At 66.5% G+C, this 17565-nt stretch carries 14 protein-coding genes; 4 read left to right on the top strand and 10 right to left on the bottom strand.

Features of this window, described 5'->3' with window-relative positions:
- Entirely contained in the window at nt 1-1467 is a 1467-nt protein-coding gene (locus JOF56_RS37845; protein ID WP_209644226.1) for a peptide MFS transporter, read from the bottom strand.
- Nucleotides 1464-3074 carry an FAD-dependent monooxygenase gene (locus JOF56_RS37840; protein WP_209644225.1) on the bottom strand — a complete coding sequence of 537 codons (1611 nt, stop codon included), beginning with the start codon at nt 3072-3074 and terminating at the stop codon, nt 1464-1466. The genes JOF56_RS37845 and JOF56_RS37840 overlap by 4 nt, the downstream gene beginning before the upstream one ends.
- Nucleotides 3075-3247: 173 nt before the next feature.
- Here JOF56_RS37840 and JOF56_RS37835 point away from each other — a divergent pair, with 173 nt between their 5' ends.
- Nucleotides 3248-4255 (top strand): methyltransferase, encoded by a 1008-nt coding sequence (locus JOF56_RS37835; protein WP_209644224.1) that lies wholly within the window; start codon nt 3248-3250, stop codon nt 4253-4255.
- 63 nt (nt 4256-4318) lie between these two features.
- On the opposite strand, the gene JOF56_RS37830 is transcribed toward JOF56_RS37835, so the two are convergent.
- From JOF56_RS37830 to JOF56_RS37815, 4 genes are all read right to left on the bottom strand, one after another.
- Complete coding sequence (locus JOF56_RS37830) at nt 4319-5071, bottom strand: SDR family NAD(P)-dependent oxidoreductase (protein WP_209644223.1); 753 nt, start codon at nt 5069-5071, stop codon at nt 4319-4321.
- A 72-nt stretch (nt 5072-5143) separates the two neighbouring features.
- Entirely contained in the window at nt 5144-6205 is a 1062-nt protein-coding gene (locus JOF56_RS37825; protein ID WP_209644222.1) for a methyltransferase, read from the bottom strand.
- Between the two features lie 44 nt (nt 6206-6249).
- Nucleotides 6250-7056, bottom strand: coding sequence for a class I SAM-dependent methyltransferase (locus JOF56_RS37820; protein ID WP_245378539.1), 807 nt, complete (start codon nt 7054-7056; stop codon nt 6250-6252).
- Between the two features lie 18 nt (nt 7057-7074).
- Complete coding sequence (locus tag JOF56_RS37815) at nt 7075-8409, bottom strand: DUF418 domain-containing protein (RefSeq protein ID WP_209644221.1); 1335 nt, start codon at nt 8407-8409, stop codon at nt 7075-7077.
- Nucleotides 8410-8538: 129 nt separating this feature from the next.
- Between JOF56_RS37815 and JOF56_RS37810 the strand changes: the two genes are divergently transcribed.
- On the top strand, nt 8539-9726 hold the full coding sequence (locus JOF56_RS37810) for a hypothetical protein (protein ID WP_209644220.1): 1188 nt from the start codon (nt 8539-8541) through the stop codon (nt 9724-9726).
- Nucleotides 9727-9796: 70 nt separating this feature from the next.
- Here the strand turns inward: JOF56_RS37810 and rph are convergent, their stop codons facing one another.
- Together rph and JOF56_RS37800 are read right to left on the bottom strand one after the other, a co-directional pair.
- Complete coding sequence (gene rph, locus JOF56_RS37805; protein WP_209644219.1) at nt 9797-12412, bottom strand: rifamycin-inactivating phosphotransferase; 2616 nt, start codon at nt 12410-12412, stop codon at nt 9797-9799.
- 182 nt (nt 12413-12594) lie between these two features.
- Nucleotides 12595-13509, bottom strand: coding sequence for a LysR family transcriptional regulator (locus JOF56_RS37800; RefSeq protein WP_209644218.1), 915 nt, complete (start codon nt 13507-13509; stop codon nt 12595-12597).
- Nucleotides 13510-13603: 94 nt separating this feature from the next.
- Between JOF56_RS37800 and JOF56_RS37795 the strand changes: the two genes are divergently transcribed.
- Nucleotides 13604-14857, top strand: a complete 1254-nt coding sequence (locus JOF56_RS37795) for a cytochrome P450 (protein WP_209644217.1) — start codon at nt 13604-13606, stop codon at nt 14855-14857.
- Here the strand turns inward: JOF56_RS37795 and JOF56_RS37790 are convergent.
- Nucleotides 14844-15626, bottom strand: a complete 783-nt coding sequence (locus JOF56_RS37790; RefSeq protein WP_245378538.1) for a thioesterase family protein — start codon at nt 15624-15626, stop codon at nt 14844-14846. The two genes, JOF56_RS37795 and JOF56_RS37790, sit on opposite strands and share 14 nt — an antisense overlap.
- A 145-nt stretch (nt 15627-15771) precedes the next feature.
- On the opposite strand from JOF56_RS37790, the gene JOF56_RS37785 reads away from it, so the two are divergent.
- The gene (locus tag JOF56_RS37785) at nt 15772-16713 is read left to right on the top strand and encodes a GlxA family transcriptional regulator (RefSeq protein WP_209644215.1); all 942 of its coding nucleotides are present in this window, start codon (nt 15772-15774) and stop codon (nt 16711-16713) included.
- Between the two features lie 48 nt (nt 16714-16761).
- On the opposite strand, the gene JOF56_RS37780 is transcribed toward JOF56_RS37785, so the two are convergent.
- Nucleotides 16762-17550, bottom strand: coding sequence for a VOC family protein (locus JOF56_RS37780; protein ID WP_209644214.1), 789 nt, complete (start codon nt 17548-17550; stop codon nt 16762-16764).
- Nucleotides 17551-17565 lie beyond the last annotated feature (15 nt).

The raw sequence follows: 17565 nt of genomic DNA, 5'->3' as shown, positions 1-17565 counted from the left end.
TCATCGCCTCTCGACCGGCGCGTCGGCAGCCAGTCCTCTGGCCAGTGCCCCGCGCCCAGCTACAAAGACCACTCCGCAGGCCGCGGCCACGGCGCCGAGACCGAGGTAGTAGACGGGTTCGGGCATCACTTCGGCCAGCCGGACCAGTCCGCTGCCCAGGCCACCGCCGAGTCCGGCGAACAGCCACAACGTGCCGAGCGTGCGTCCCATGAACCCGGCCGGAAGCACGTCGGCCGCCGCCGAGATCGTGACCGCGGCAACGATCACCTCACCGCAGGCGTGGGTCAGGTAGACAACAACGAGCCAGAACGGCGACACCTTCGCCCCCTGCTCGGCGAGCATGGTGGCGACCGACATCACGAGAAAGCCGGAACCCACCAGCACAAGACCGCCACCGAGCTTCACGCCCAGCCGGTGGGCACCGCCTGCCCGCGGCAGCACCACGGCGATCACCGGTGCCAGCAGCAGAATGAACAGCGGCGTCACGCCCTGGAGCCAGCTGGCCGGGATCTCCAGGCCGAACACGTGACGGTCGACGTGATCCCGGGCGAACAGGTTCAGCAGCGACGCCGCGTGGGCGATGATCATCCAGAACAGCGTGGCACCGAGGTACACCGCGAGAAACGTCTTCAGCCTGCGCCGATCCCCCACACCCAGCGCAGGATCCCGATACAGCAACACGTAACACACGATCGGCACGACCACACTGAGCACGCCCACAACGGCGATCGCCATCGTGGCACTCAGGACGCCAGTCGCTGCGAGCCCAGCCAGCAGAACAGCGAGCACGGCGCACACGACACCCGTTCGTCTTGCCACCAAATGGGTTTCGGCTGCGGTCAACGGCCGGATCGGACGGTCACCCACGCCGTCGAACTGGCCCGCTGTCACAACGAGCTGAATCGCGGTGAGCAGAAGGACCGCTGCCGCCACGCCGAACGCGAGGTTCCAGCTCACCCGCTCGCCGAGGTATCCGACGACCAAAGGTGCGAGCAACGCCGAAAGCTGGGTCGCGACGTACATCATCGAGATGCCCGCCTCGCGGCCCTTGCTCCCGCCGAACATCCTGTTGATCATCGCTTGGTGGTTCGGTTTGTACACCGCCCCGCCGATTCCCAGCAACGGCAACCCGACCGCAGCCGCCCAGCCCGCCGGGACGGCCATGCACAGATAACCGGCCACACTGACCACACAGCCGGCCACCAGCGCGCGCCGGTTACCCAGTAACCGGTCGCCGATCCAGCCACCGGCCAGCGACAGCATGAACATGAACCCGATCCACGCGCCGAACAGCGCTGCCGCGTCCGCGATCGGCAGCCCCAATCCACCCCGTTCGGCCGGAGCCGACGCGTAGAGCACGAGGATCGCCTGCAGCCCGTAGAAACCGAACCGTTCCAACGCATCGCTGAAGAACAGCGTCATGTACCAACGCGATACTCTGAGGGAACTCCGCTCTGTCGTGCTCATCGTGCTCCCCCGTCCAGGCCGCGGGCTCGCCTGAGAACGTCTGTCAGAACGGATTCCTGATCAGGTACCGACCGCTGTGAACGCCACGCGACGAAGGCATCCGGCCGCACGAGCACCGCTCCGTTCTTGGTGACGCCGTATGCGGCAGCCCAGTCCTTTTCCAAGGGCACCAGGTCACCGTCGTCGGCGACCACGTGTGTCTGGACAGGAATCGAGAGACGTCCGGCGGCATCGATCCAGCCGCTGTCACGCGCACCGGTCAGCAGCACGAAGTCGTCCCAGAACAAGTCCGTTGCCGAGATCCGGTCGCCGTCGCGGTCAAGCCACAGGTGCGGGGCTCGCGTGCCAGGCTGCCCGGTCAGCTCCAGCCGGGGAGTGAGCACCGGCGCGTCCTTGTCACCGCCGGTGATCGCGTCCGACTGGTAGCGATATCCGAGCGTGATGATGACGTCGTCCACCATGGACGCGCGAGTCTGATCGTCGGCATGGCCGTGCCGGATCCTGTTACGCACCATGGCCTGCTCAGCCATGGCCGCGCCCACCATGCGCCGCTCGGCGTCGTAGCTGTCCAGCAGCGCGTCGCCGGCCTTTCCGGCCAGCACCCAAGCCAGCTTCCATGCGAGGTTGTGCGCATCGTGAATGCCCGTGTTCGCACCGAATCCCCCAGCCGGGGGATGCAGGTGGGCCGCGTCGCCGGCCAGGAAGACCCGGCCGCGCCGGAACGTCTCGGCCACCAGCTGGGCGCCCTGCCAGGGCACCTTGGCGACGATCTCGACCTTCATCTCGGCCTTGCCCGCGGCGGTCCGGACGATGTCCACGCACCGCTCGTCGGTGAAGTCCTCCGGCGTCTCCCCCTTGTCCGGGTAGTACAGCGGTGCGGCCAGCCACGGATCGATGCCGTGCAACCGGGACAGGCCCATCAACGTGCCAGGCGCCGCCGTGGCGTAGCACAGGATGAACTTGCGGCCCTTGAGCAGCTCCTCCAGTTCCGGCGCACGGAAGTAGATGCTCAGCGCATTGAACACCGTGCCGCGGCCACTGCGCTGCACGCCAAGGGTCTCCCGGGTCCGGCTGCTCGCGCCGTCCGCACCGATCATGTAGTCGGCGCGGATGCTGGTCAGCTCGCCTGTTTCAGTGTCCTTGACCACCGCTGTGACGCCATTGTCGTCCTGTGTGAAGGACATCAGGCGAGTGTGGAAACGGATGTCGGTTCCGGCGTCACGGGCCAGCTCCACGAGAACTCGCTCATAACGGTCCTGGCCGCAGCCCATCACCCGTTCCGCGCTGATCTCAGGGCCGTCCAGCGACGGCGCCTCGAGCACCACCGCGTCGTCGATCTGCGCGAACGTTTCGACCTGCAGGATGCCGCCTTCGAAGTAGGCGTGGGAGTCACCTACCTCCAGCGCCCGGATCGGTGCGTTCACCCCGGCGGACCGGAACAGTTCCATGGTGCGGGCCTGCAGGCCCGGTGCACGCGGCAGACTCGATGTGCCGTCCCGTTTCTCCACAAGCAGCGAACGGACCCCGTGCCGCCCGAGGAACAACGCCGCGGACAGTCCGACCGGCCCACCGCCCACCACCAGCACCGGCACTCTCAGGTCATTCATGCCCGTTTCCCTTGCTCGGCCCTGATTCCGTCCTGCCCTGACTACTCGTGGCGGCTCGAAACTGCCTGGGGCGCGGGACTCAAGCCCGGATCGAGCGCCCTTGGACGGCCGCGGGAGACCATCGCGGACGCACGGACACGGCGACTGTCGCCGGCCGGAAAGGAGCAGTGCGTATGACCGACACACTCCCGGACGTCGGCGAACCGGCGGGGATCCTCCGGCTCGGCAACGCGTTCTGCGATGCCAAGGCACTTCTGACCGCTGTGGAGCTGAACCTGTTCGACGTCCTGCACGATGGCCCGGCGACGATCGAGCAGATCAGGCAGCGGCTCGGTCTGCACGGCCGCGGGCTGGCGGATTTCCTCCACCTGCTCACCGCGCTCGGCCTGGTCGAGCGGGACGGTCCGCACTTCCGCAACGCCGCCGGCGCCGACCGTTATCTGGTGACGAGCCGGCAGACCTATATCGGCGGATTCCTGCACCGGTCCAACCGCAACCTCTACCCGGCTTGGGGCCGGCTCACCGAGGCGTTGCGTACCGGCCAACCACAGTCCGGCAGCGATTTCAGTCAGGTGGCGGGCAGTCCGGCCTTGCTAGGGCAGTTCATCCGGATGATGGACGCGCTCACCCAGGTCCTCGCGCCTGAGCTGACCGACGCCTTCGGCTGGGCGGCACACCAGTCCATCGTGGACATCGGCGGGTGCCGGGGAAACCTGGCCGGGCATGTGCTCAAGGCGCATCCCGACCTGACCGGACACGTGTTCGACCTGCCCCAGATGGAGCCGTTCTTCGACGAGCACGTCGCGTCGATGGGCCTCACCGGCCGGATCCGCTTCCACGGCGGGAACTTCTTCACCGATCCGATTCCAGCCGGTGACGTGGTCATCCTGGGGCATGTCCTGCACGACTGGGACGAGCAGCAGCGGGCCTACCTGACCAAAAAGGCGTACGACGCGGTCAGTCCCGGTGGTGCGCTGCTGGTCTACGACCGAATGCTCGACGACGACCCACGGCACGTGGAGAACCTGGTCATCAGCCTGGACATGCTGCTGGTCACCGACGGCGGCTCCGAGTACACAGTGACCGAACTACGTGGACACGTTGCCGCGGCTGGGTGCGACTCGATCACAGAGCAACCGCTCGGCGACTACGACACCCTTGTCATCTGCCGGAAGCCGTGACAACGCCGTCTGGCCCCTCGCACGCGAGGGGCCAGACGCACCTCCCACCCTCGGGGGCCCGGCCTACCTCCCACCTGCGGTATGGATGACTTCGCCGTTGACGTTGCCGTTGGCTTCCGAGCAGAGGAACACGATCACCCGGGCAACCTCCTCCGGGGTGCTCAGCCGTCCGCTGGGCGTCTCGGCGATGCCTTGCTTGAGCAGCTCTGGGTCCACGGCCTGCAGGCTTTCGGTCAGGGTGCCGCCGGGCGCGACGACGTTCGCCAGCACGCCGTCCCCTGTCCACATCAGACCGCGGACGAATCCGTGCAGTGAGGCCTTTGCCGCACTGTAGATCTCGGCACCGAACCGGCCATGCTTGGCGGTGACCGAGGACAGCAGGACGATCCTGCCCCAGCCCTGCCGGCGCATTCCGCCCAACGCGGCCCGGATCGCGAGCATGTGGCCTTCGGAGTTGCCGCGAAACAGCGTGAACCCCTCGTCCACGTCGAGATTCTCGAAGTACGGCAGCTTGTCCGGGTCGCTCCACACGAACGACTGGGCGTTGGCCACCAGGACGTCGATGCCTCCCCAGCGCTCCTCCACCGTCCGCACTGCCTGTTCGATCAGCTGGGGGTCGTTGAGGTCGTACCGCACCGCGCAGGCGCGGTCCTGCCCGCCGAGCTCCTCCACCACATCGTTGGCCGCGTCGACGGCCGAGTGGTAAGTGATCGCGACCCGGGCTCCTTCCTCGGCGAAGACCCGAGCGGTCGCCCGACCGATGCCCCGGGTGGCTCCGGTGACGAGGACGCGCTTGTCCTTGAGCCCCAGGTCCACGGCACACCTCCCTACGGCATTAGCATTACTATGACTAGTCCTAATGACAATAGAACGTCGGATACCCGCACGTCAACGGACAGCGACGGCGTCGAGGGCGTGGCACAGGTTGTGCTCGGCGATCGGTGTCACCTGATCGAGTTCGAATCCGGTGGCGGCCAGCAGTTGTTCGTACTCGCCGAGCGTGCGTTCCCGGCCCGGCGTCAGAACCAGCAAAGAGAGGTCGAAAAGCGACACCGCCATGGTCTCGCCCCGGTTCTGCTCGTCGATTCGCTCGGGCATGAGTGAGGTGATCACCACGACCCGGCCGTCCGGCCGCCCGGTGAGCGCCGCATGGCAGCTGCGGAGTATCCGCACGCTCGACTCGTCATCCCAGTCGGTCAGGACGTTCTTCAACAGGTAAGCGTCCCCGCCTGCGGGAACCGACTCGAAGAAGTTCCCGCTCACCACGGCACAACGGTCGGCGACCCCCGCACGTTTCAGCAGGTCAGGGGCCTTCCGCAACGCTTGCTCAGTATCGAACAGGGTGCCGTGCAGCTGGGGATTCGCGCCGAGAACCGCCGAGAGTTGCGTCCCGTCCCCACCCCCGACATCGACGACATGACCGAATCGGGAGAAGTCGTAGCGCTCGACGATCGCCGCCAGCTGACTCCCGGTTCCGGACGCCATCGTGGCGTGGAAAAGCTCCGACAACCCGGCGTCCTGCTGGAGATAGTCGAACAGGCCGACGCCGTGCACGCTGTCGAAGGCCGGTTTCCCGGTGCGCACCGCGCCTTCCAGCGCTCCCCACGCCTGCCAGATCGCCGGCGCCGAATTCAGCGCCGAGGCCGTGCCCGCCTGCCACGGCGAGTCCCGCCGGAACATCCGGCCGAGCGCGGTCATCGCGAACCGCCCGTCGGCCGGCATGCCACAGACCCCGATCACCGCCGCTGTCCTCAGCAGCCGCCGCAGCGACGCCGGATCCGCCCCGGTCTCGGCCGCGAGCTCCTGCGCGGTCATCGCGGACTCACCCAGCACGTCAGGAATGTTCAGCCGGGCCAACGTGGCGACGACCTGGAACATGGCGAACCCGTAGATGGCGGGGAGGTAGCTCTCCGGCTTGAGCCCCACCCATTCGTCCAGCGAAGTGCCCATCCGTACTCCTTGGTCATAGGCCGACCTCGCCGCACGCTAAGCCGTCACGCTCGAACGCCACTCGATCGCTTCGTCGCGGTCACGTTGATGATCAGCGTGCCCAGGTCCGTCAGGTCCTTGGAATGGAAGCTGCGGTGCAGCTGTGAGCGCATCGCTTCGGTGATGGTCACCTGCTCATGCGCATCGACCGTCACGTCGACGAAGCCCGCTGCCTCGAACCCGCGCTGCCAGTCCGATGCCCGCCATCGGTTGGTCACCAGCCGCCGTGAAGTCGCTGCCCGCCATGTCCGTTCGGAATGCCGGAGAAAGGCGAGCGGATCTGTGAAGTCGCGATGATCGCGCAGATCTATGCTGTGCGTGGTCACGCCGCCGGGCTTCAGGAGCCGGTGAATCGTGCGAAGCGCTGCCGATGGGTCGGCGACATGTTCCAGGCACGCGGCCGAGAAGACTATGTCGAAGCTGCTGTCCGATAACGACGGTTGCTCGATCGGCTCACCTGTGCGGTATTCGATGCGCTCCAGCAATGCCGAGGCGTCCGGCGCAAGGCTTTCGTAAAGCGCCTGCTGGTCTGTGACAAGAGGCACCAGATCGAGTGCCACGCCCCGGTCGCACCCGGCAGCGAGATACATCACAAGTGCCCCGAGGTTGCCGCCAGGACCGATTTCCAGGACATTTCCGGCAATTGGCCGGCGGCTGGCGACCAGCTGTGACGAGTTCTCGAACACGTCCTGCACGTAGGCCACGGCGTTCTTGGTGGGCTCGTACGGCGCCGCACGAGCCATGTGACGCCGTCGAACAGCCGGTACCGCCAGGATCTGGTTCTTGAGCACATCCGCCAAAATGCCTTCCATAGTGGCAGGATACCGGCGTCATTTCAGCCATCGAGCCGGCGTGGTGGCCTTGTTGAGCAGGAACTCCAGTGGTCCACGCCGCAAGAACCGCGACCACACCAACGCGAAGACGATCGCACCGGCGATGAATCCCAGCAGCACAGGCAAAGGCTCGCCAGGCTGGGCGTCGAGTCCCAGCAGGCCGATCGCGATCACGTGCCCCACATACGCGGTCAGCGACATCGATCCGACTGCCGTGACCGGGCGGCACAGACGGGGAAGTTTCTCCGCCAGCACAAGCGCGGCCGCCAGCACCGTGATCCCGACACCCAATGCCCCGATGATTTCGAACGGAGTCCCGCTGTGCGGCGACGACACCAGCAGCCACGCCGGCGAGTCGGTGCTCACCGCGCCTTTCGCCGCGGCGCCCTTTTCCAGTACTCCCTTGGCGATCCCGGACATGTCGCCGAATTTCGCCGAATTTCCGGACGTCAACGCGTCGACGCCGCCGAAGAGGTGCAACGCGATCCACGATCCGCCGTAGCCGATCAGAGCGAGAACCGGTCCCATCACGGCCAGACGAGCCCGAGTAGCGGCGGCCTGGAGGTCAATCCGTCCCAACGCCATACCCGCGAAGACAAAGGGCATCCACGTCGCGGCCGGATACGCACCCGTGAGCAGCAACTGCAGGACGCCTTCGCCGCTGAGGATCTCGATCGGATCGTTCGAGGCGATCAGCTGGTCCCAGCCGGTGCGGGCCAATGATCCACGCACCAGGAAGGACAGTAGCGGGCCTACGATCGCCGTCACCGCCGCGATCACGGCCAGCGGCATCGCGCGCAGCCTCGTGAATGGCAGCGCCAGCAGGAAGTACACGCCGTAGTAGGCCAGGATCACCGAGACACTGGTGCCCGTCATCGTCAGCGCGGTCCCGAACGCCAGCAGGATCACCGCCCGGATCGCGATCTTGACAGCGGCCTGCCGTCCTTTCAGGCCGGTCGCGGGTCGTTGCCTGCCGGACATGATCGCCAGCGACAGGCCTGCCAGGGTCGCGAACAGCGCCGAGGCCCGGCCGTGGGCCAGTTGCATCAACCCGCCGATCAGGCCGCCCTCCGCGGGATCCGGGCCGACGTGTGCGGCGAACATGCCGAAAACCGCAAGACCACGGGCCAAGTCGATGCCCGCCAGCCGGGCGGTCGACGTTTCCTGTTTTCCCGCAGTATGTTCCGCCAGTGCCATGCATCCCAGCGTCGCGAGCGGCACCGGTTCGCCGCGCCTGTCCGGCGACCAGAACCACCCCGCCACCCGGCTGGACCCGGCCCCACCGGTCGACGGTGACCGGCTCGCCGCCCGGCCGGACTTCTTATCGGCCACCGGCACCTATTACCGCAGGTCAACCGCTCTTCCGGGGCCGCGGCCGGGCCGATCGGCGGGTTGCCCGACCGGGGGTCATGGCCTTCTGATATCACCTCGTAGCGACCACAGTGGAATCGAGGAGGACATATGCACGTCGAGGATCCCCAGCGGCGTGCGGCCGAACAATGGTTCCGGCGCCGCGGGCTGCCGACCATGGTGCGTAACCGGCCGACCCAATTGCTGCTACGGATCATTCCGGCAGTGGTCTTCCTCGCCACAATAGACGTCGTCACGGACATCCTGTTGCTTGTGGACGGTCAGACCGACGCCGAGTTCGAGCAGATGATGGAAAACGATCTGTACGCGGCGGCATACCTCGGCCTGCTGCTCAGCGTCGTCGTCCTCCCGCCCATCACTGCCTGGCTGACCATGAGATGGGTCCGCAAGCGCACCGGCACCAGCAAGTACAACGTGTTCGGTGGCATCGTCGTCGCGCTGTACGTGCTGGCATGGCCCGTGATCGAGCACCTGGCCGGCACCGGCCAGGCCATCCTGCCGAACCTGCTGATCAACGGCTGCGTGGTCGCGTTGATCTACAGCGCGGCGTCCGTCGGCGGCGGCTCCATCGCCGGCTGGGCAGTCCGGTCGGCGCTGCGCCAGGTCCGCCTGCTGGGCACATTCACCAGCCGGGCGCTGCCCCTGTTGCTGCTGTTCACGATCTTCGGCTTCTTCACCGCCGAGATCTGGCAGGCAGGCACCGCACTGACCCGTGCCCAGATGTGGATGGTCGCCGGATTCTTCGCCGTGCTCTCCGTGCTGTTCATGGCAGCCAATCTCTCCGACGAAATCCGCGAACTGAACACAGTCCGCCCCAGCCCCCACGGCCTCGAAAAGCTGCGCGACAGTCCGTTCCACCCATTCGTCGGCGACCACCTGCCCACAGGCGAACCGCATGTCCCGCTCCGCCCGGTCGAACGCGCCAACATGATGCTGGTCCTCCTGCTCACCCAGGCATTCCAGGCACTGGTGTTCGCGGTCCTGATGTTCGCGTTCTTCGTGAGCTTCGGCTCCCTGGCAGTACGCCCCCAGGTAATGAAGGCCTGGAGCGCCCACGACCCGTCAACAGGAACCCTGTTCGGCATCCAGATCCCCGTCCCCAACGAACTGCTCCAGGTGTCCATCTTCCTCGCGGCCTTCTCCGCCCTCTACTTCGTCGCCTCCACCACAAGCGACGCCCGATACCGCCAGTCGTACTTCGACCCACTCGTCGACCACATGGCCGTAAGCCTCACCGCCCGCCACATCTACCTGACCCGCTGGAGGGCCAGGGAATGAGCGCAGGCGCGATGGGCGACGCGGCGGATGGTCACGCTGACCATCCGCCGCGTTTCCGGCCTCAGTACACTTAGGACAGGATTTCGACGTAGCCGTTTGTTCCGTTCACGCGGATTCGTTGGCCGTCCTGGATCAGGCGGGTGGCGTTTTCTATGCCGACGACGGCCGGCAGGCCGTATTCGCGGGCGATCACTGCGCCGTGGGTCATCAGGCCGCCTACTTCTGTTACGAGGCCTTTGATTGAGACGAAGACGGGTGACCAGCTGGGGTCTGTGTAGGCGGTGACGAGGATGTCGTCTGATTCGAGGTCGGCCTTGGTCATGTCGAGGATGACGCGGGCGCGGCCTTCGACTGTGCCGCTGGAGACTGGCAGGCCGGCGATTGCGTTGGCTGGGACGTCCTGGCGTTGATACGCCCCGGAAAGGGTCTCGCCGTCTGATGTGAGTACGCGGGGAGGCGTGAGCGCCTGGTACGTGCTGAATGCCTCCCTGCGTTCGCGGATGAGCTGGGAATCGACCTGTCCGGTGCGTACGACGTCGTGGAATTCCTGGAACCTGAGGAAGAAGACGTCTTCGGGGTCACCAATAATACCGGCCTGCGCCAGACGCGAGGCTTCTTCGAGCAATGCCCGCTTGTAGACGAGGTAGCGGCTCACCAGGCCGTATTTGGGGTATTCCCGGTAGCCGATGAACGTCCGCACGCGGTCGATCATCGACTTGGTCTCGTCGGCTTTCCGGTCTCCGTCCGGCAGGGCTCGCAGGCGCTCCAGCACCTCCTGTTCCTTCTTCCACGCTTCCTGGCGGCCTTGTTCGAAACGCTGCCTGCTGGCGCCGGGTTCGAAGTTCTCGATGTTGCTGAGAATCACGGGCACGAGGGTTGTGGGGCGTTCGCTCCACCGCGGCCTCGTTATGTCGATCTCGCCGACGCAGCGCATCCCATATTTGTCCAGGTAGGCCAGGATTGCGTCGCGTGCCTCGCGCCCACCCTCAAGACCAGGCAGTTCGTCCAGGAAACCTTCGTCCTTGACGTCCCGGAGAAAAGCCACCACCGCCGGATGCGGGCGGATCGCATCCGCGACGTCCAGGAGCGCCAGCCCCATTTCCGAAGTGACGTTGTTGGGGGCCGACTGGGTGAGTGTGTCGGCCGCGTTCTGTTCACCCAGCCATTCGTTCAACTGCTCGTTGAGCCACCATGTCGCGTCCATCGCCGCCATGATCACCGGAAGGCCCTGCGGGTCGAACAAGACCCGCCTCAGTTCCGGAAAATCTTCCAGGATGAAATCGAACAGGTCCGACCCGTGATGTTTCCGGATTTCGCGTTCGACCGTGACCAGGGACTCCTGGCTGCGCGCGATCAGCCCATCGACGATGGCCGGGTCGGGTTCGATCGCCGCCGGCGCGCCGACGACAGTCGGCCAGGGGCCACTCTCCTTGGACGGCGCCGGGATGAAGTCGCCGCGGTCGATAACGGTCTGCAGCACGTCCCTGATCAGCGGGTCTCCCCTCCCCATGACCTCGAGCAGTCCGTCGCGGCTGGCCGGGGATGCCAGGCCCTCGGTGACGTCGACGAACAGTCGCCCGCCGGCCTCGGACATGGGCCTTGGCGTGGTCAACTGCCAGACGGACAGGCCCAGGGGCGTCATCGGGTCGGTCATCATCTGCTGATGGCCGACGGAGACGTAGACGTGGTTGCCGTCGTCCCCGGTCTCCGGGATGGGGAACAGCGTGGTGATCGGCCGGCTCTGGACGATCTGGAAGCCACCGTCGGCCAGGCACCACTCGATGTCCTGGGGACGGCCGAAGTACGCCTCGATCCGCCGGCCCAACTGCGCGAGCAGCATTACCTGCGCATCGGTCAGCGCCGGTTGCTGCTGCAACTCCGGCTCGATCGCCTGCTGTTTCGTCCCGCCTTCCGGCAATGCGTAGATCGCCAACTTTTTGGCGGCGATCTTCTTGTCGATGATTTCGCCGGCCCGCACCTTGTAGACGTCCGCGTTCACCAGGCCCGACACCAGGGCCTCGCCGAGGCCGAAGCCGGCGTCCACGCTGACGATCTTCCGGTTGGACGTGATGGGGTCGGCCGTGAACAGGATCCCGGACGCGTCCGGCACGACCATCTGCTGCACGACCACAGCCATGTGGACCTTGCGATGGTCGAAACCGTTGCGCAGCCGGTAGGTCACGGCTCGCTCGGTGAAAAGCGAGGCCCAGCACAGCCTGACGTGCTCGAGGATCGCCGCAGACCCCACGATGTTCAGGTACGTGTCCTGCTGGCCTGCGAAGGAGGCCGTCGGCAGGTCTTCGGCCGTCGCACTGGATCGGACGGCGTAGGCGGCCTTTTCGTCCAGGACTGGGCTGATGATCGCCGCCGCCAGATCGTCAGGGATCGGTGTCCCTTCGATGGCGCTGCGGATCTCCGCACTGAGCGCACTGATCGCATCCCGGTCATCCGGGGCCAGAAGCGACAGCTGATCGAGCCGGTCTTCAAGCGACGGCGCGTCTGCCATGACCCGCCGGAAAGCGTCCGTCGTCACACAGTAGCCGGACGGCACCTGGACGCCTTCGATCCGCGAAAGCTCTCCCAAGTGCGCGCCCTTGCCTCCGACGACCGCGACCTGGCTCTGATCGATCTCCTGGAAATCCAGCACGTAACGACCGAGCGAGGCACTGCTGCCGGTATCTACCACTACTTCCCCCACGTGCGTCGGTTGTCAGCCCTCGGCCCGCGCATCTGCGCAGGTCCTGGCTTCGGGCGGAGATTCTGCAGCACAACCGGGGTCTTGCCGCAAGGCCCCCGGTGCGATATATGTTTAAGTGGGAGGAAGTCACCTCCGCAGCCGACCAGCCGCCGCTAATCCACTGTGGATGATCACGCGATGGAGCGGTCGGCCAGGTAGCGGTGGCAGAACCGGGCGAACACCGTCGCGCGGCGGGTCAACCGGGCGCCTGTCGGCCAGCCGAGGACCACGGGCATCGGGTCGAGCCGGTCCCGGATCGGGCGGATCGCCACCGTCCGGCCCTCGTAGCTGACGTCCACCACTGGGTGCTGGATCAGCAGTGAGTAGCCGACTCCCCGGGCCACCAGGCTGCGGACCATCTCGAAGCTGACGGTCCGGTGCCGGATTCTGGGGGTCACCCCGGCGGTGGCCAGGACCTGGCTGAAGTACCGGTAGCTCGGCGGGACGTCGAGCATGATCATGTCGTGGTCGGCCAGGTCGGCCAGCCGGACGGATTTCCGGCGCGCCAGTGGGTGGTCCGGTGCCAGGAGCACGTGCGGTTTGGTGGCGTACAGGGTCTCATGGGATATCCCCGGCTGGATGTCCACGTCGTAGAGGACCGCCACCTCGCAGCGGCCTTCCAGCAGGAGTTCCTGCAGCACCACCTGGCTGTCTTCGACGAAGTCGAGCGTGACCTCCGGGTAGGCGGCGTGGAAGTCCTCCAGCAGATCCGGCAGCAGGAACGGGGCGATCGTGGTGAAACAGCCGATCACCAGCCGGCCGGCCGGGGCCCGCCCCGCTTCGAGCATGTCCGCCCGCACCTCGTCCGAGCGCGCCAACAGGGCACGCGCCTCCGGCAGCAGGCGACGGCCTGCCGCGGTGAGGGTCAGGCCTTTGGCCTTGTGCCGGAGCACGAGCTGGACACCCATCTGCCGTTCCAGCTCCGCGATGGCCAGCGACACCGCCGACTGGGAGACATGCAGGTGCCCGGCGGCGGCGGTCATCGTGCCCGTCTCGGCGGCGGCCACGAAGTAGTCCAACTGACGCAGGCTGATCCGCTCAGTCATGAGTTCATCTTATGTTCCGGCGCACATCTATGTGGTTTTCAACGATGCCGCCGTGCAGGACGCTGGAAGTACCAGAGCAGAAGGAGGTTCCGCGATGGTCGCCCCCAAGACGGCAGCCTGCCCGGTGCACTCGTCGTTCAATCCGTTGTCCGACAACTATCTTTCCGACCCCTACCCCACTCTGTCCGCGGTCCGCGACGAGGTTCCGGTGTTCTTCGCGCCCGAGGTGGACATGTGGGTGGTCACCCGGTACGACGACATCGACGCGATCTTCCGGGACCCGGCGACGTTCTCCGCCTCGGTGGGCCAACGGCCCGTGTTTCCGATGTCCAGCGAGGCACAGTCCATTCTTGCCAAGGGTTTCCACGCGTTCCCGGTGATGTCGGACTGCGATCCGCCGCGGCACACCCGCATCCGCAAGCACAACATGACCGGCTTCTCCGGGCGGCGGATCGCCAAGCTGGAGCCGAAGGTGCTGGCCAAGGCCACGCAGATGTTCGACGGGATCCGGCCCGGCCTGGTCGATCTGGTCGACGCGGTCACGTATCCACTGCCGGCCTACATGATCTTCACGTTCATCGGGTTCCCCGACGAGGACATGGACACGCTGAAACGGTGGTGCGGCAACCGGATGCTGTTCTCGTGGGGCCATCCTAGCCCGGCGCTGCAGGCCGAGATCGCCACCAACATGGTGCATTACTGGCGCTACTGCGAGAACTTCGTCGCCGAACGCGCCCGCTCGCCGCAGGACGACTTCACCAGTGACCTGATCCGTATCCACCAGGCCGACCCGGACAGCCTGTCGCTGCACGAGATCACGAACATCGCGTACGGCCTCAGCTTCGCCGGCCACGAGACCACCACCAACTTCACCAGCAACGCCGTCCACCGGCTGCTCACCCACCGCGAGCAGTGGGACGCGGTCGTCGCCGACCAGGGACTGATCAACAACGCGATCGAGGAAACCCTGCGCTACGACAGCAGTATCATCGCGTGGCGGCGGATGGCCACCCGCCCGACCACCGTCGGCGGCGTCGACATTCCCGGTGGCGCCAAGCTCATGCTGCTGCTCGGTGCCGCCGGCCGCGATCCCGGCCACTTCAGCGCCCCGGAGGAGTTCGACATCCACCGCGGCGACGCTCGCCGGCATCTGGCGTTCGGCAAGGGGATCCACTACTGCATCGGCGCCGCGCTCGCCCGGATGGAAGCCAGGATCGTGCTCGACCTGCTGGCCACCCGGGCACCCGAAGTTCGCATTGTGGACGATCAGGAGTACACGTTCCCGGCGAACATCTCCTTCCGTGGCCCCCAGCAGCTGTGGGTGCAATGGCCGGCTAGCGACTCGTGACCAGGATGGTCTGCACGATCCGGCCGCAGTCACCGTCCTGATCGGACAGCTGGCCGACGGCGAGGCCCGATCCGCCCGGGCTTGCCGACGTGCTCGTGTGCATGCAGAACCACTCGCCGACCGGCGGGCGGTGCAGGGCGACCGTGATGTCCGTGTTGATCACGAGCTGACGGTGCCGGTCGAGTTCGAAGCCGACCGCCCAGCTCGCGTCCGCGAGCGTGAGGACACGACCCAACGGCGTGTCGGTTTCACCTTCCACCAACGGGATTCGCGGCCGGGCCCAGGCCGTTCCCGGACCCAAGGTGTCAAAACCGCCACCATCGAGGAACCTCCACTCGATCGCGGCGATGTAGCCGTCGACGTGCGCACCTGCCATGCCATGGTCGGGTTGCGGCGCCGGCAGGGGCGGCGGGTCGGAGTGCGCCCTCAGGACCGGTGTGTCCGCCGGACCGGGGGCCAGCCGCCAGGCCCTGGCCAGCATCACCGGCTGGCCGTCCGAGGTGAGCTCGGCCTCGAGCAGTTCGGCACGTCCCCCCGAACGCACCGGCCGCACTTCGACCCGCACGTCCCCCACCGGGACCGGGCGCGGGACTTCGACGGTCACCCGCGCCACCCGCAGCCTGCCACCGTCGAAACTTTCCAGCGCCCGGGCGAGCAGCGCCGACGGCGGGCCGGCGTGCTGCGTTTTCGGGCTCCAGGGCCCCGCGGTCGCCGGACCGCTTTCAAAACGGCCATCGCCCACATCGCGATAAAATGCCTTTGCGGTCAATGCACACATCCTTCCCAGCCGCAAAAATGCCCTACAGTCAATAATGCTACCGCAATTTCAGTGATCGCACGAACATCTGCGACATAACGGTATTACGGTTCGTTACCGACAGACATCTGTTCGTAACATGTGTAGACTGGCGAACATGAAAACTGTCGCGTTGGCAGTTATGGACGGCATACAGCTACTGGACATCGCCGCTCCCGCGGAGATCTTCGGTATGCCCGGACCACATCCCGTCGACCCGTGGTACGAGTTCATCGTCTGCGGGCTGCCGGCCGCGCGGATCGGCGGCTGGTTCCAGCCACGCGCGCCGCGCGGCTGGGACGAGTTCATCGCCGCCGACACCGTGATCGTCCCCGCTGTCAGAGACGTGGACGAGCCACCGCCCGCAGACCTCGTCAACGCGGTTCGCGCAGCTCAGGAGCGTGGCGCCCGAGTCGCGGCGATCAGCACGGGCGCGTTCGTGCTGGCCGCGGCCGGTCTGCTCGACGGGCGCCGGGCGACCACGCACTGGCCGCTCGCCAGCACGCTCGCGGCCAGATACCCACGAATCGATGTCGACGTGGCCGCGCTCTTCGTGGACGACGGATCGGTGCTCACCTCGGCCGGAAAGACCGCCGGAATGCATCTCTGCGTGCACATTGTCCGGACCGACCACGGCGACATTGTGGCCAATGCGCTGGCCAGGCATCTGGTCCTGCCGCCCGATCGCAGCGCGGAGTTATCCGGCACCGATCCGCAGGACCATGTCCTTTCCGAGCTCTTACCCTGGGTCGCGGAAAACCTCAACCAGCCGCTCACCGTCACCGATCTCGCCCGGCACGCGAATATGAGCACCCGCAATCTGACCCGGCGGTTCAACGCGCTCGCCGGAATCACGCCGCTGCAGTGGCTGCTGACCCAGCGGATAAACCGCGCACAGAAATTGCTGGAAACCACGAACAACAGCGTCGATCACATCGCCGACCAGACCGGGATGGGCACGGCGGCAACACTGCGCCGGCATTTCAACCGCGCGATCGGTGTCTCCCCCGACACCTACCGGCGCACGTTCCGCATCAGGGTGAACCAGCTCGCCGGTTGACGCTCCACGGGCTACCGGCACCGCGAGAACAGTGCCGGTAGCCCGTGGTCACGAAAGTTCCCACACCTCGGCTCGAACGCCGTTGGCCAGCTCGACCGCCGACCGACCATCTACAGTGGACGAAGTGGCGTCGCCGTTCTCCATGGCACGCACCACACCAGAGCCGCCGGTCGACGTGAGCAGCGCGAACCCGACCAGTTCGGGGTCCGCGCTCAGCTCGTCCGAGCCCACCAGCAACAGGTTCCCGACCAGAGCGAGCCGTGCACCGCGCCGGGTCGTCTCCTTTTCCACACCGGCGCACAAAACTGTCTTGTACAAGGCAACCGCCGAGTCGAACTCTGCGTCGGGGACGACTCGGCGAGCGTACAGCCGGATCCCGGTCGGTTGGCCGGGGTCGGCAGGTGGCCGGGGTTGTTCGCCGGGTTGAGGCCGGTGTTCGACCAGCTCGGCGACGGAGCCGTCCGGGTAACGGACCCGGGCGCGAGATCCGGGCAGGATGTCCTCGGTCGGTTCGAGCACCTCGGTTCCGGTGTCCTGCAACGCCGACAGCTGCCGGCTCAACGACGGCACGATCAGCGAGTAGGCGGTGCGCCGCTGGATCGGGGTGAACGGCCGGGCGCTGGCGATCAGCAACAGGTTGCCCATCGCGGCCAGCTCCAGCCCGCCGAAGTCCGGGATGGGCATCCGCAGGTCGGCCGGGATGCCCAGGAGCCACTCGTAGAAGGCGATGGTGTCGTCCAGCTCGCTGACATCGATCAGGGAGCGGGCCAGCAGCCGCGGCCGGTCCAGCACCGAGGAGTCGGGTCTGGTCCGGAACCAGCGCTCGGGTAGGGGCATTGTCGGCAGATCCTC

The sequence above is a fragment of the Kibdelosporangium banguiense genome (assembly GCF_017876405.1).
In the GTDB taxonomy this organism is placed as follows: Bacteria; Actinomycetota; Actinomycetes; order Mycobacteriales; family Pseudonocardiaceae; genus Kibdelosporangium; species Kibdelosporangium banguiense.
This window is presented reverse-complemented; position numbering and strand designations above follow the sequence as displayed.